The organism is Streptomyces sp. NBC_01723 (assembly GCF_036246005.1).
GTDB lineage: Bacteria > Actinomycetota > Actinomycetes > Streptomycetales > Streptomycetaceae > Streptomyces.
This window is the reverse complement of record NZ_CP109171.1, coordinates 4,549,864-4,564,102: the sequence shown is the minus strand read 5'-3', so window position 1 is coordinate 4,564,102 and position 14,239 is coordinate 4,549,864. Positions and strand designations below refer to the sequence as shown.

Genomic DNA, 14,239 nt, shown 5'->3' with positions numbered 1-14,239 from the left:
CGGGGTCCCGGACGGGGTCAGCCCAGCTTGGACACGTCGCGGACCGCGCCCTTGTCCGCGCTGGTCGCCATCGCGGCGTACGCCCTGAGGGCCGCGGAGACCTTGCGGTCGCGGTTCTTCGGGGCGTACACGCCGTTCAGGGCCTGGTCGCGGCGGGCCAGTTCGGCGTCGTCCACGAGCAGCTCGATGGAGCGGTTCGGGATGTCGATGCGGACGCGGTCGCCGTCCTCGACGAGGGCGATCGTGCCGCCGGCCGCCGCCTCCGGGGAGGCGTGGCCGATGGACAGGCCCGAGGTGCCGCCGGAGAAGCGGCCGTCGGTGACCAGGGCGCAGGCCTTGCCGAGGCCGCGGCCCTTCAGGTACGAGGTCGGGTAGAGCATCTCCTGCATGCCGGGGCCGCCCTTGGGGCCCTCGTAGCGGATGACGACGACGTCGCCCTCCTTGACCTGCTGGGTGAGGATCTTCTCGACGGCCTCCTCCTGCGACTCGCAGACCACCGCCGGTCCCTCGAAGGTCCAGATCGACTCGTCGACGCCCGCCGTCTTCACCACGCAGCCGTCCACGGCGAGGTTGCCGCGCAGCACCGCCAGGCCGCCGTCCTTGGAGTAGGCGTGCTCGACGGAGCGGATGCAGCCGCCCTCGGCGTCCTCGTCCAGGGAGTCCCAGCGCTCGGACTGGGAGAAGGCCTCGGCGGAGCGCTTGCAGCCGGGGGCCGCGTGCCACAGTTCCAGGGCCTCCTGCGAGGGGGAGCCGCCGCGCACGTCCCAGGTCTTCAGCCAGTCGGCCAGGGAGGGGCTGTGCACGGAGTGGACGTCCTCGTTGAGCAGGCCGCCGCGGTGCAGCTCGCCGAGGAGGGCGGGGATGCCGCCCGCGCGGTGCACGTCCTCCATGTAGTAGGTGCGGTCCTTGGCGACGTTGGGCGCGACCTTGGCCAGGCAGGGGACGCTGCGCGAGAGGGCGTCCATCTCGGCGAGGCCGTAGGAGACCTCCGCCTCCTGGGCGGCGGCCAGCAGGTGCAGGATCGTGTTGGTGGAGCCGCCCATCGCGATGTCCAGCGCCATGGCGTTCCCGAAGGCCGCGGGGGTGGCGATGTTGCGCGGCAGGACCGAGTCGTCGTCCTGCTCGTAGTAGCGGCGGGTCAGGTCGAGGACCGTGCGGGCGGCGTTCTCGTAGAGCGCCTTGCGAGCGGTGTGGGTGGCCAGGACCGAGCCGTTGCCGGGGAGGGAGAGGCCGATGGCCTCGGTCAGGCAGTTCATCGAGTTGGCGGTGAACATGCCGGAGCAGGAGCCGCAGGTCGGACAGGCGTTCTCCTCGATCCGGAGGATGTCCTCGTCGGAGATCTTGTCGTTGACCGCCTCCGACATCGCGTCGACCAGGTCCAGCGTGCGGACCGTGCCGTCCACCAGGGTGGCGCGGCCGGACTCCATCGGGCCACCGGAGACGAAGACCGTCGGGATGTTCAGGCGCAGCGCCGCGTTGAGCATGCCCGGGGTGATCTTGTCGCAGTTGGAGATGCAGATCAGGGCGTCGGCGCAGTGGGCCTCGACCATGTACTCCACGCTGTCCGCGATCAGGTCGCGGGAGGGGAGGGAGTAGAGCATGCCGCCGTGGCCCATGGCGATGCCGTCGTCCACGGCGATCGTGTTGAACTCGCGCGGGATGCCGCCGGCCGCGACGACCGCCTCGCTGACGATGCGGCCGACCGGGGCGAGGTGCGTGTGGCCCGGCACGAACTCCGTGAAGCTGTTGGCGACGGCGATGATCGGCTTCCGCCCGATGTCCGCGCCGGGTACACCGGAGGCACGCATAAGGGCGCGGGCGCCCGCCATGTTGCGGCCGTGGGTGACTGTGCGGGACCTCAGTTCGGGCATCGTCGCTCGCTCCTTCGGAGAGTTATGACTGCGGTCGAGCGTACGCCCGTCATCCAGGGGTCGGGACAGGGTGTCCGAAATGCGGGACGCCCGTCTCGCGCGCGGTGTCCCGTGCGTGACCTCAGGGACCCGTGAGGTGGCCCTGTACGACCGGGGCGAGCCGCTCGACGATCTGCTCCGGGTCGGCGGAGGCCAGCGGCTCCACCTTGATCACGTAGCGGAGCATCGCGCAGCCGACCAGCTGGGCGGCGGCCAGCTCGACGCGGAGTTCCGCGTCCGGGGCGTCCAGGCGGGCGGCGACGCGCTGCATCACCTGTGTGGCGATCAGCCGGCGGAAGACGGCGGCGGCGGTGTCGTTGTTCACCGCGGAGCGGACGATGGCCAGCACCGGCTTGCGGGTCGTGGGGTTCTCCCAGACGCCGATGATGAAGCGGGTGAGCTGCTCGCCCACCCGGTCGAGGGGAGCGTCGACGATCGCGGCCGGTGCCTCCAGGGCGGGCGCGAAGGCGACCTCGATCGCCGCCTCGAAGATCTGCTCCTTGGTCCCGAAGTAGTGGTGGACGAGGGCCGCGTCCACACCGGCCGCCTTGGCGATGCCCCTTACGGACGTCTTCTCGTAGCCGTGCTCCGAGAACTCCTCGCGGGCCGTGCTGAGGATGCGGTCGCGGGTGCCGGCGGACTCCGTGCGCGGCGGGCGGCCGCGGCGGCGGGTGGTCCCGCCGGTCCCGCTCACCGGCGGTGCGCCTTCGTCGCGGAGGCCGGCGACGCCGACGCCAGGTGCAGGCGCGCGAAGGCCAGGGCCTCGGCGAGATCGGCCTCACGTTCGGCACCTGACATCGCGCGCCGGGTGTTGACCTCGATGACGACATGCCCGTCGAAGCCGGTGTCCGCGAGCCCTTCCAGCAGCTCGGCGCAGGGCTGGTCGCCCCGGCCGGGGACCAGGTGCTCGTCCTTGGCGGAGCCCTTGCCGTCGGCGAGGTGGACGTGGCCCAGGCGGTCGCCCATGCGGCCGACCATGTCGAGGGCGTCGGTGCGGGAGGTCGAGGCGTGGCTGAGGTCGATCGTGAAGTGGCGGTAGTCGTCCTTCGTCACGTCCCAGTCGGGGGCGTACGCCTGCATCTCGCGGTCGCGGTAGCGCCAGGGGTACATGTTCTCGACGGCGAAGCGGACGTCCGTCTCGTCCGCCATCCGCCAGATGCCGCTGACGAAGTCCCGCGCGTACTGGCGCTGCCAGCGGAACGGCGGGTGGACCACCACGGTGCTCGCGCCGAGCCGCTCGGCGGCCGCGCGGGCGCGCTGGAGCTTGACCCAGGGGTCGGTGGACCAGACGCGCTGGGTGATGAGCAGGCACGGCGCGTGCACGGCCAGTATCGGCACGCGGTGGTAGTCGCTGAGTCTGCGCAGCGCGTCGATGTCCTGGCTGACCGGATCCGTCCAGACCATCACCTCGACGCCGTCGTAGCCGAGGCGTGCGGCGATCTCGAAGGCCGTCGCCGTCGACTCCGGGTAGACGGATGCCGTCGACAGGGCGACCTTCGCGTCCGGGATTCGGACTGCGTCCCTGGGTTTTGCCACGGGGGTCAGGTTACGGGGTGTGGGTCGGAGGGTGTCGTCCGCCCAATCGCCGTTGTGGTGAGTGCCATGGGGCGGGTGCGGGAGCGCTGTGGTTGCCCGGGCCCACGCGGCGGAACCGCGCATCGATACGGCCCCGCGCCCCTCGGTGGGCGCGCTACGCCTGGACCATGTGGTCCAGGCGGCGGAGGATCACGCCCTCCCGCAGGGCCCACGGGCAGATTTCCAGGTTCTCCACGCGGAAGAGGTCCATCGCCGCCTCGGCGACCAGAGCGCCGGCCAGGAGCTGGTTCGCGCGGCCCTCGGAGACGCCGGGGAGTTCGGCGCGCTCGGCGGCGGTCATGGCGGCCAGGCGGGGGACCCATGCCTCCAGGGAGGCGCGTTTCAGCTCGCGCTGGACGTAGAGGCCCTCGGCGGAGCGGGCGGCGCCCGCGATGCGGGCCAGCTGCCGGAAGGTCTTGGACGTGGCGACCACGTGGTCGGGCGTGCCGGAGCGGCTGAACTCGCCGACCGTCCGGGCGATCTCCGTACGGACGTGGCGGCGCAGCGCCCTGACGGCGTCCGGTTCGGGCGGGTCGCCGGGCAGCCAGCCGGCCGTGAGGCGGCCCGCGCCCAGCGGCAGCGACGCGGCCGTGTCCGGCTCCTCGTCCATGCCGTAGGCGATCTCCAGGGAGCCGCCGCCGATGTCCAGGACCAGCAGCTTGCCCGCGGACCAGCCGAACCAGCGGCGGACGGCGAGGAAGGTGAGCCGCGCCTCCTCCGCGCCGCTGAGCACCGTCAGCTCGACGCCGGTCTCGGCCCGCACCCGGGCGAGGACGTCGTCGGCGTTGGTCGCCTCGCGCACGGCGGAGGTGGCGAACGGGAGGGTCTCCTCGACGCCCTTGTCCTCGGCCGCCTGAAGCGCGTCGAGGACGACCGCGACCAGCTTGTCGACGCCTTCGGGGCCGATGGCGCCGTCCTCGTCGAGGAGCTGGGCGAGGCGGAGATCCACCTTGTGCGAGTGGGCGGGCAGGGGGCGGGCGCCGGGGTGCGCGTCCACCACCAGCAGGTGCACCGTGTTCGAACCCACGTCGAGGACACCGAGTCTCATGTACGGAACGCTACTGCCAGCGGGGCGGGCGGCGGTGCCGTCATCCGCCTCCGGCGTCTTACCCTGGAGCCGTGCCAAAGACGAAAAAGGCGAAGGCTGAGAAGTCGGCCAAGAAGGACAAGAGGCGCGTAATGGGCGACGAGAAGGGCCTTGACTTCGCCCGGGCGTGGGTGGAGTTCCCCGATCCGGCGGACGACGAGCAGGTCTTCCGGTGCGACCTGACATGGCTGACCTCCCGCTGGAACTGCATCTTCGGCAGCGGCTGCCAGGGCATCCAGGCGGGCCGCGCGGACGACGGGTGCTGCTCGCTGGGCGCGCACTTCTCCGACGAGGACGACGAGCGGCGGGTCGCCGAGCACGTGGCGCGGCTCACGCCAGACATCTGGCAGCACCACGCCGAGGGCACGCGGGACGGCTGGACCTCCGAGGACGACGAGGGCTCCCGGCAGACCCGTCCCTTCCAGGGCTCGTGCATCTTCCAGAACCGGCCCGGTTTCGCCGGGGGCGCGGGCTGCTCGCTGCACATCCTGGCCCTGAAGGAGGGGCGGGAGCCGCTGGAGACCAAGCCGGACGTGTGCTGGCAGCTGCCGGTGCGGCGGACGTACGAGTGGATCGACCGGCCCGACGACACGCGCGTGCTCCAGGTGTCGATCGGTGAGTACGACCGGCGCGGCTGGGGTCCCGGCGGGCACGACCTGCACTGGTGGTGCACCTCGGCGACCTCGGCGCACGGCGCGGGCGACCCGGTGTACGTCTCGTACCGGCCCGAGCTGATCGAGCTGATGGGCAAGGCGGGGTACGACCGGCTGGTCGAGCTGTGCGAGGAGCGGCTGGCCTCGCAGTTGCCGCTGGTGGCGCCGCATCCGGCGGATCCCGCTCGCTGAGTGCCGCGTACGCCGCGCCTTCCCCGTCCTAGGAGGTGGACGGGCCCGGTTCGCCGGTGTCGCTCGGCAGGGGGGAGGAGCCGGTGCCGCCCGTCGGGGACGGGCCGGTCGGCGTCGGGTCCGGGTCGGGCGGTGTCGGTGACGGGTCCTCGGTGGGCGTCGGGTCCGGGTCGGGCTGCGACGTCGACGGCGACGGGTCCGGGTCCGGGTCCGGGTCGGACGGGGACGGCGAGTGGTCCGGGGTGCTGGGGCGCGGGCGCGGGCCCGGGCGGGAGGGGCCGGGCGCGGTGCCGTACCCCTCGATCGAGACGACCGCGCCGGCGGGCGACACCGCCACGCGGGCGACCCAGTGGCCGGACGGCTCGCGCAGGTGGTCGACGTACACCCGGATCGTGCGGGACTCGCCGGGGCGCAGGGTGCCGGAGGACTGGCTCAGGTAGAGCCAGGACGCGCCGGCGGAGGCGGACCAGCGGACCGGGGCGTCGCCGGTCGCGGTCAGGGTGACCAGCGTGGTGTCGCCGTCGTGGCCGGCCGTCACGCTCAGCGCGCTCTTCTCGCCCGCGCCGGAGACGCTGACGACCTCCACGGAGACGTCGGCCTCGCCGTTCTTGCCGAAGCCGGTGCCGGGGGTGGTGCTGGCGTTGCCCGCGTTCTCGTAGCCGCCGCCGGTGGCGTCGCCGTCCAGGCCGTCGGGGCCCCGTGCCTCGCTGGCGCTGGACGAGCGGCCGTCCTCGCCCTCCACGACGGGGGTGCCGCGGTAGGCCGCCCACAGGGCGAGCACGGGCGCCGCGACGACGGTGGCGACGACGGTGGTGGTGACGGCACGCGCGCGCAGCCGGTCCCGGCGGGCGGCGCGGTCCTTGGGGTCCATGGGGAAGCCGCGGCGGTCGAAGCGAGGGGCGGCGGTCCGGGCTCGCGGGACGTGCGCCATGGCGCTCCGCAGCGCGGTGCGGGGGGCCTCCAGGACGGGGAGTTCGGCCGGAGTGACGCTGGTGCCGGGCCAGCGGCCGGGGATCGCGCGTTCCGCCGTGCGGCGGCAGCGGGGGCAGTCGTCCACGTGCCGGACCAGTTCGCGGCGCAGGGCGGCGCTGAGCACGTACCGGTTGTCGCCGGTGAGGCGGGCCACGCCGGCGCAGGTGCCGGTCTCCACGACGGCCAGGGCGGCGCGGGTGCGTTCGACCTCGCAGGCGGCGGAGGCGAGGAGTTCCCGGGTGGCGGCCAGGTCCATGCCGAGGACCGCGGCGACCTCGTGGGGGGCCAGGCGGTGCCGGACGGCGAGTTCCAGGGCCTCACGCTGCTCGGGGGTGGTGCCGGCGGCCTCCGGCCAGGCGAGCTGGGCGAGTTCGCCGCGGTGGCGTTGCCGGGTCTTGTCGTCGGGGGTGTCGGTGGCCGTCGCTTCGGTGGCGGTGTCGCTCGTGCCGGCGCTGGTGGGGCGGCCTGCCGCATGACTGCTCTGACGTTTCTGCTTGGCCTCGGTCAGCCTGCGGAGGCAGGCCCAGCGGGCCAGGGCGTACAGCCACGCCCTGCGGTCCTGGGCGGAACCGGGGCCGCGGTTGCCGCGGCGTTGGGCGAGCGCCAGGACGTCGCCCAGGGCGGCGGTCGCGGCGGTGTGGTCGCAGAGCACGGACAGGCAGTACGTGAACAGGCCGTCCAGATACGCGTCGTACGCGGCGTGGCGCGCCGGCGGTCGCTGCGCCAGGGAACGCGCCGCCGCGCGGTCACGCGCCTCCCGGTGCGCTCGGTGTGCGCCGGTCGTGCGGGTCGTGGTCTCCGGACTGCTCCTCATCACTCGGCGACCGTAGGGGGCTGTGGGTGGCGCGAACTGGCGCGTTGGGCACTTTTAATCCGTACGGGTGAAACGATCCCTCATAAGGGGACAGGAGGCGGTTGTTCCGGAGGGCGGGGTGCCTCCGGAACCGCGCCCGCGCCGGGGTGTCAGTGGGGGCCGTTACGGTTCGTGCATGGCTGCTCGTGCGAAGTCCACCAAGGAACGGCCGTCCTTCCGCTGCACCGAGTGCGGCTGGCAGACGGCCAAATGGCTCGGTCGCTGTCCCGAGTGCCAGGCCTGGGGCACCGTCGAGGAGTACGGCGCGCCCGCCGTGCGGACGACGTCGCCGGGGCGCGTGACCACCTCCGCGGTGCCGATCGGGGAGGTCGACGGGCGGCAGGCGACCGCGCGGTCGACGGGTGTGCCGGAGCTGGACCGGGTGCTGGGCGGCGGGCTGGTGCCCGGTGCCGTGGTGCTGGTCGCGGGTGAGCCCGGGGTCGGGAAGTCCACCCTGCTGCTGGACGTGGCGGCCAAGTCCGCGAGCGACGAGCACCGGACGCTGTACGTCACGGGTGAGGAGTCGGCGAGTCAGGTGCGGCTGCGGGCCGACCGGATCGACGCGATCGACGATCACCTCTACCTCGCCGCCGAGACCGATCTCTCGACGGTGCTCGGGCATCTGGACGCGGTCAAGCCGTCCCTGTTGATCCTGGACTCCGTGCAGACCGTCGCCTCTCCCGAGATCGACGGCGCTCCCGGCGGCATGGCGCAGGTGCGGGAGGTGGCGGGCGCCCTGATCCGCGCCTCCAAGGAGCGCGGGATGTCCACCCTGCTCGTGGGGCACGTCACCAAGGACGGCGCCATCGCCGGGCCGCGGCTGCTGGAGCACCTGGTGGACGTGGTGCTCCACTTCGAGGGTGACCGGCATGCGCGGCTGCGGCTGGTGCGGGGCGTCAAGAACCGGTACGGGACGACCGACGAGGTCGGCTGCTTCGAACTGCACGACGAGGGGATCACCGGGCTCGCCGACCCCAGCGGGCTGTTCCTCACCCGGCGTGCCGAACCCGTGCCGGGTACGTGTCTGACCGTCACCCTGGAGGGCCGCCGGCCGCTGGTGGCCGAGGTGCAGGCGCTGACCGTGGATTCCCAGATTCCGTCGCCCCGGCGTACGACCTCGGGGCTCGAGACGTCCCGGGTGTCCATGATGCTGGCGGTGCTGGAGCAGCGTGGTCGGATCAGTGCGCTGGGGAAGAGGGACATCTACAGCGCGACCGTGGGCGGGGTGAAACTGTCCGAGCCGGCCGCCGACCTCGCCGTCGCGCTCGCGCTGGCCAGCGCGGCCAGTGACACTCCGCTGCCCAAGAACCTCGTCGCGATCGGTGAGGTCGGCCTCGCCGGAGAGGTGAGACGGGTCACGGGCGTGCAGCGCCGGCTCTCCGAGGCGCACCGGCTGGGCTTCACGCACGCCCTGGTACCGAGCGACCCCGGCAGGGTTCCCGACGGCATGAAGGTCCTGGAAGTCGCGGACATAGGGGACGCCCTGCGGGTGCTTCCGCGCTCGCGTCGGCGAGACGCCCCACGGGAGGAGGAGGACCGCCGGTAGACTTTGCCCTGGTCTCGCCCGTCCGTACGACCGAGTGTGCGACACGGGCGCACCAGAAGAACCTGCGACCGGAGGAGTGCAGTGGCAGCCAACGACCGGGCAGCAGCTCCCGGAAAGTCCGGTGGGAGTGCCGGTGCCGATGGCCTGATGCGCGCCTCGCTGAGCGCCGTGGCGCCCGGCACGCTGCTGCGGGACGGCCTGGAACGGGTCCTTCGCGGCAACACCGGCGGTCTGATGGTGCTGGGTTCGGACAAGACCGTCGAGTCGATGTGTACGGGCGGCTTCGTACTGGACGTCGAGTTCACGGCGACCCGGCTGCGCGAGCTGTGCAAGCTCGACGGCGGGATCGTGCTCTCCTCGGACCTGTCGAAGATCCTTCGGGCGGGCGTGCAGCTGCTGCCCGACCCGACCATTCCGACCGAGGAGACCGGTACCCGGCACCGTACGGCGGACCGGGTCAGCAAGCAGGTCGGCTTCCCCGTCGTGTCCGTTTCGCAGTCCATGCGGCTCATCGCCCTCTACGTCGACGGGCAGCGACGCGTGCTGGAGGACTCCGCGGCGATCCTGTCCCGGGCCAACCAGGCGCTCGCCACCCTGGAGCGCTACAAGCTCCGGCTCGACGAGGTCGCCGGCACGCTCTCCGCGCTGGAGATCGAGGACCTGGTGACCGTCCGGGACGTGTCTGCGGTCGCCCAGCGGCTGGAGATGGTGCGCCGGATCGCCACCGAGATCGCCGAGTACGTGGTGGAGCTGGGCACGGACGGACGGCTGCTGGCGCTTCAGCTGGACGAGTTGATCGCCGGCGTGGAGCCGGAGCGCGAGCTGGTCGTACGGGACTACGTGCCCGAGCCGACCGCCAAGCGGTCCCGCACGGTCGACGAGGCGCTCGCCGAGCTGGACAAGCTCGGCCATGCCGAGCTGCTCGAACTGTCCACGGTGGCCCGGGCGCTGGGCTACACCGGGTCTCCCGAGACGCTGGACTCGGCGGTGTCGCCGCGCGGGTTCCGGCTGCTGGCGAAGGTGCCGCGGCTGCCGGGCGCGATCATCGACCGGCTGGTGGAGCACTTCGGCGGCCTGCAGAAGCTGCTCGCCGCCAGCGTGGACGACCTCCAGACGGTGGACGGCGTCGGCGAGGCGCGGGCGCGCAGCGTGCGTGAGGGGCTGTCGCGGCTCGCGGAGTCGTCGATCCTCGAGCGTTACGTCTGAGGGCGTTACGTCTGAGGGCGTTACGCCTGATCGGGGCGTCGGCCTCGCTTCAGTCGCTCTTCAGCACGAAGGACGTCCGGACCTTCTCGAAACCGGGCGCCTTGGCCTCCACCAGGTACGTCCCCGCCTTGGCCGAGCCCGCCGGGGGCGTACCGCACTCGGGGGCGCTCGGCTTGCGGTCCCACTTCACGGTGTAGGTGATGCCGCTGTTCGCGGCCACCCGGTACTGGAGGCTGGCCTTGCTCTTGTCCTCGACGCAGTCGTCCGAGGCCCAGTAGACGTCGTCGCCGCTGGCCGGGGTGATGGTGAACACCGCGTGTTCGGGGCCCAGGTCGACCTTGCAGTCGCCGCCGGAGGTGTTCCGCGCGGTCAGTTCGAAGGCGGGGGTCTGTCCGGGCGTGTAGCTGTTGCGGACGCTGCGCAGGCTGAACTTCACCGCGCCCGGGGTGCAGTTGGGCAGGGCGGAACCGCCCGGCAACGCGTCTCCCGCGCCGACGCCCGTCGCCGCGCCGCCCCCGGCTCCCCCGCCACCGGCGCTGCCGGGGTTGCCGGCGTCCTCGCCGGAACCGGCGCCCTCGCCCGAGCCGTCCTCGCCGCCGCCGGAACCCGAACCCGACCCCGTACCACCGGAGTCCGCGCTTCCCGACTCGTCGCGGCCGCCCGGGGCCTCACTGATCGCGGGCCCGGACCCCGAGGGTCCCGGAGTGATCGACGGGGCCGGATTCTTGCCGTCGGCGCCGTCGTCGCGCCCCTTGCCGCCGCCTCCGCCGCCGGAGACCACGATCCACGTGATCAGCAACGCCAACAGGGCGAACAGGGACAGCAGTACGGCCCTCCGTCGCCAGTAGATGGAGGAGGGAAGCGGCCCGACCGGATTGCGCAGAGATCCCACGGCGCAAACTGTACGAGAGATCCGCGCGTTCCCCTGTCCCACCCGCCGTTCAGGCCCGCAACTTTTACGGATCATCATCCCGGAGACCGACCCCGCCCCCCTGCCGATCGTCAGGTGTCGGACGTGTCGATCGCAGGGTGTGACCGTTTCAAGCAGCCGCCTACCGTCCGTGAGCATGACCTTCGAGGATGACGATCTCTACCGCGACATCACCGGCTTCGCCCAGGACACCCCGACGTGGGTCCAGCACACGGCGGAGGTGGGGACGGAGGCGGGAATCCTGGTGTTCGGCGCGCTGTTCGTCGTCGCCTGGTGGCGGTCGCGGCGCGGCGACCCACGGGCGTTCGCGATCGCGGTACTTGCACCTGTGGCCACGGCTGTCGCGTATGTGTGCAGTGAACTGCTCAAGTCCGTTGTGGAGGAGGAGCGTCCGTGCCGGGCGGTCGCCGGGGCGGTGCCCTCGCTGGCGGAGTGCCCGCCGACCGGTGACTGGTCCTTCCCGAGCAACCACGCGACGATCGCGGGCGGCGCGGCCGTCGCCCTGGCCCTGGTGCGGTGGACCGCGGTCCGGGTGACGGCGCCGCTCGCCCTGCTCATGGCCTTCTCCCGCGTCTTCGTCGGCGTCCACTACCCGCACGACGTCGTCGCCGGGCTGCTGCTCGGCGCGGTCGTCGCCGCCGTGGCCGTACGGCTCGGCATACGGCCGGCGACGCGGCTGGCCGAGGCGATGCGGGGCTCGTCGGCGCCGGTGGTGCGGTGGCTGACCGGGCCGGGGGCCGTGGCGCCGGGCGCGTACGTCGCTTCGCACCGGCGCCGTTGACGGGCGGACGGGCGGCGGGCGGACGGGCGGCGGGCGGCGGGCGGGCCTACGCGTCGTCCGCCTCGACCAGTCCCGCCTCGTAGGCCACGATCGCGGCCCGGACCCGGTTGCGTACCTCCAGCCGGTCCAGGACCGCGCTCACGTACGCCTTCACCGTGCCTTCGACCAGATGCAGCCGGGCCGCGATCTCCGGGTTGGAGAGACCGGCGCCGACGAGGCCGAGGACCTCGCGTTCCCGGGGGCTGAGCCGGGCCACGCGGGCGCGGGCGTGCTCCTCGCGGGCGAGCCGGCCGCTGCCACCGCCGCGGCCGAGGTCCTCCACGACGTACCGGGCGACCTTCGGGGAGAGGAAGGCGGCGCCCTCCGCCACGGCCCGTACGCCGGCCATCAGTTCGTACGGGTCGCCGGACTTGAGCAGGAAGCCGGTGGCTCCCGCGGCCAGCGCGCGGGCCACGTAGGTCTGTTCGGAGAACGTGGTCAGCATGGCGACGGCGGTGCCGGGGGCGGTGCGTACGATCTCCTCGGCCGCCGTGAGGCCGTCCAGGCGGGGCATGCGGATGTCCAGGAGGGCCACGTCGGGGCGGTGCGCGCGGACCAGTTCGACCGCCTCGCGGCCGTCGCCCGCCTCCGCGACGACCTCGCTCTCGCCGCCGCTCGCCAGGATGGCGCTCACCCCCGCGCGGACCATCGCCTCGTCGTCGGCCAGCAGGACCCGGATCACCGTGCGGACTCCTCTTGTCGGTGCGTGTCGGCTTGTCGGTGCGTGCCGGCGCGTTCGCTGTCGACCCCGGGGACGACGTCCTTCGTGAGGAGCCGCCGCCGGTCGTCGAAGCAGAGCCGGAAGTGGTCGATGGAGACGAGGAGTTCGCCGCTCGCCCGGTAGTAGCGGCACTCGGCGTCCGGCGGCGGCGCGGGGGCGCGGTCGGTGGGCGGGTCGTGTGCCTCGCGGTCCGGCAGTACGGGGGCGATCTCGTCGTAGGCGGTTCCCGGGCGCAACTGCGCGTAGGCGCTCGGAGTGAGGACCGAGCGGGTCTCGGTGTAGGCGTACCAGGCGAAGGCCGCACCGACCAGGACCAGGCCGGCACCGGCGGCGGCGCCCAGGCCCAGGGCGACGCGGCGGCGGGCGCGCGCGAAGGGGGCCGTGGGTGAGGGGGCGAGGGGGGCGGCGAGGGTCGGCCCGGCCGGGACGTGGGCCCGGACGCGGAAGCCGTCGCCGTGCGGGGCCGCCGTGAAGTCGCCGCCGGCCGAGGTGACGGCGGCGCGCAGCCCCAGCAGGCCCGAGCCGCCCGCGGAGGGGGAACCGGGGCCGGTGGCGGCGGCGTTGGTGACGGTCACCGTCGTTCCGGAGCCCTGGTCGGTGACCGCCACGACGACGGGGGCGCCGGGCGCGTGCCGGGCCGCGTTGGTCAGCGCCTCGCGCACGATCCGGTGGAGCAGCCGGTCGGCGAGGCCGCCGGGTTCGGCGGCCGGTACGGGGCCGTGCCGTGGTTCCCAGCGCACGGGGAGTCCCGACTCGGCGGCGCGGGCGACGAGTTCCTCGACGGTCTCGCCGGGCGGGGTGAGCGGGAGGGGTTCGTCGTCCTCGCGCAGGACGCCGATGATGCGGTGCAGGTGGTCGGTGGCGTCGGCGGCGGCGACCCGCAGTTCGGCCGCGGCGTCGCGGTGGCCGGTGCCGAGGCCGGGGGCGACCTGGAGGGCGGCGGCGCGCAGCGCGAGCAGGCTCAGCTCGTGGCCGAGGGAGTCGTGCATGTCCTGCGCGATCCGGGCCCGTTCGCGCAGTCTCGCCCGCTCCTCCGCGTGCCGTTGCTCGTCCTCAAGACGGGCCGCCCGGAGCCAGCCGGCCTCGGCGAGCGCCCGGCTCTGCCGCCAGTAGCGTCCGCCCAGCCAGGGGAGGACACAGCCGAAGAGCAGGGTGCCGGTCAGGACCAGCGCCTCGGGCGCCGGGTCCACTCCGACCAGCGCGATCCGCGCCGCGCCGACGACGCCGGTGCCGGTGAGGACGGCCACCGCCGGGTGCGGCCGCGGGGCGCGCAGGCCGAGCAGCAGGGCGAGGGTCGCGAGCGCGGGGCCGTAGGAGACGCTGAACAGTGCCGGGGCGCCGGCCAGGCCCAGGGCCGCCGTCAGCGCGAACGCGGCGAGCGGCCGGCGCCGGGCGAGCGCGGCGGCCACCGCGAGCACGCCCAGCCCGGCCAGCTGCTGCCAGAGGGGGCGCGGCTCGTTGAGGCCGATCCGGTCGGCGGTGACCGCGGGGAGGGCGAGGGCGCACCAGAACAGCACACCGCGACCGACGGGGGCGAGCCGTGCGGAGCGCGAGCCGGGGGCGCGCGAGCCAGGCGTGAAGGGGGCGCGCGGCTGCGCGCCCGCCGGGGTGCCGGCGACTCCGGCGGCGGATATCCCGACGTCGGCGGCCGGGCTCGTACCTTCCATGGGCCGACGCTACAAGCGGCGGGCGGGGCGGCGCCCCTGCCGATCGTCAGGTGTCGTGGACGCGACGGGGTGGCGGTGCACCCGTGGGGTGGTCTCGTCGTGGCAG

12 protein-coding genes are annotated in these 14,239 nt (G+C 73.6%); 4 read left to right on the top strand and 8 right to left on the bottom strand.

The features are described from left to right. Window positions 1–17 precede the first annotated feature (17 nt). The 4 genes from ilvD to OIE75_RS21140 all read right to left on the bottom strand — a co-directional run bounded on the left by ilvD (window position 18) and on the right by OIE75_RS21140 (window position 4,533). Window positions 18–1,871, bottom strand: coding sequence for a dihydroxy-acid dehydratase (gene ilvD / locus OIE75_RS21155; RefSeq protein WP_307014196.1), 1,854 nt, complete (start codon window positions 1,869–1,871; stop codon window positions 18–20). A gap of 121 nt (window positions 1,872–1,992) precedes the next feature. After that, complete coding sequence (locus OIE75_RS21150) at window positions 1,993–2,604, bottom strand: TetR/AcrR family transcriptional regulator (RefSeq protein WP_307014195.1); 612 nt, start codon at window positions 2,602–2,604, stop codon at window positions 1,993–1,995. Continuing rightward, window positions 2,601–3,446, bottom strand: coding sequence for a sugar phosphate isomerase/epimerase family protein (locus OIE75_RS21145; protein ID WP_307014194.1), 846 nt, complete (start codon window positions 3,444–3,446; stop codon window positions 2,601–2,603). Before OIE75_RS21145 ends, OIE75_RS21150 begins: the two co-directional genes overlap by 4 nt. A 154-nt stretch (window positions 3,447–3,600) precedes the next feature. After that, a complete protein-coding gene (locus OIE75_RS21140) occupies window positions 3,601–4,533 on the bottom strand; it encodes a Ppx/GppA phosphatase family protein (protein ID WP_307014193.1) in 933 nt (310 codons plus the stop codon). A 71-nt stretch (window positions 4,534–4,604) separates the two neighbouring features. Between OIE75_RS21140 and OIE75_RS21135 the strand changes: the two genes are divergently transcribed. Further along, entirely contained in the window at window positions 4,605–5,417 is an 813-nt protein-coding gene (locus OIE75_RS21135) for a hypothetical protein (RefSeq protein ID WP_307014192.1), read from the top strand. Window positions 5,418–5,445: 28 nt separating this feature from the next. Here OIE75_RS21135 and OIE75_RS21130 read toward each other — a convergent pair whose 3' ends face one another. Further along, complete coding sequence (locus OIE75_RS21130; protein WP_329471810.1) at window positions 5,446–7,203, bottom strand: BACON domain-containing protein; 1,758 nt, start codon at window positions 7,201–7,203, stop codon at window positions 5,446–5,448. 175 nt (window positions 7,204–7,378) lie between these two features. Here OIE75_RS21130 and radA point away from each other — a divergent pair, with 175 nt between their 5' ends. Together radA and disA are read left to right on the top strand one after the other, a co-directional pair. Beyond that, window positions 7,379–8,788, top strand: coding sequence for a DNA repair protein RadA (gene radA, locus OIE75_RS21125; RefSeq protein ID WP_307014189.1), 1,410 nt, complete (start codon window positions 7,379–7,381; stop codon window positions 8,786–8,788). A gap of 81 nt (window positions 8,789–8,869) precedes the next feature. Then, window positions 8,870–9,994 (top strand): DNA integrity scanning diadenylate cyclase DisA, encoded by a 1,125-nt coding sequence (disA, locus tag OIE75_RS21120; protein ID WP_307014187.1) that lies wholly within the window; start codon window positions 8,870–8,872, stop codon window positions 9,992–9,994. 49 nt (window positions 9,995–10,043) lie between these two features. On the opposite strand, the gene OIE75_RS21115 is transcribed toward disA, so the two are convergent. Then, entirely contained in the window at window positions 10,044–10,886 is an 843-nt protein-coding gene (locus tag OIE75_RS21115) for a hypothetical protein (protein WP_329471809.1), read from the bottom strand. Between the two features lie 175 nt (window positions 10,887–11,061). On the opposite strand from OIE75_RS21115, the gene OIE75_RS21110 reads away from it, so the two are divergent. Further along, on the top strand, window positions 11,062–11,706 hold the full coding sequence (locus OIE75_RS21110; protein ID WP_307014183.1) for a phosphatase PAP2 family protein: 645 nt from the start codon (window positions 11,062–11,064) through the stop codon (window positions 11,704–11,706). A 46-nt stretch (window positions 11,707–11,752) separates the two neighbouring features. On the opposite strand, the gene OIE75_RS21105 is transcribed toward OIE75_RS21110, so the two are convergent. Beyond that, entirely contained in the window at window positions 11,753–12,427 is a 675-nt protein-coding gene (locus OIE75_RS21105) for a response regulator transcription factor (RefSeq protein WP_307014182.1), read from the bottom strand. Further along, the gene (locus OIE75_RS21100) at window positions 12,424–14,133 is read right to left on the bottom strand and encodes a sensor histidine kinase (protein WP_329471808.1); all 1,710 of its coding nucleotides are present in this window, start codon (window positions 14,131–14,133) and stop codon (window positions 12,424–12,426) included. Before OIE75_RS21100 ends, OIE75_RS21105 begins: the two co-directional genes overlap by 4 nt. Window positions 14,134–14,239 lie beyond the last annotated feature (106 nt).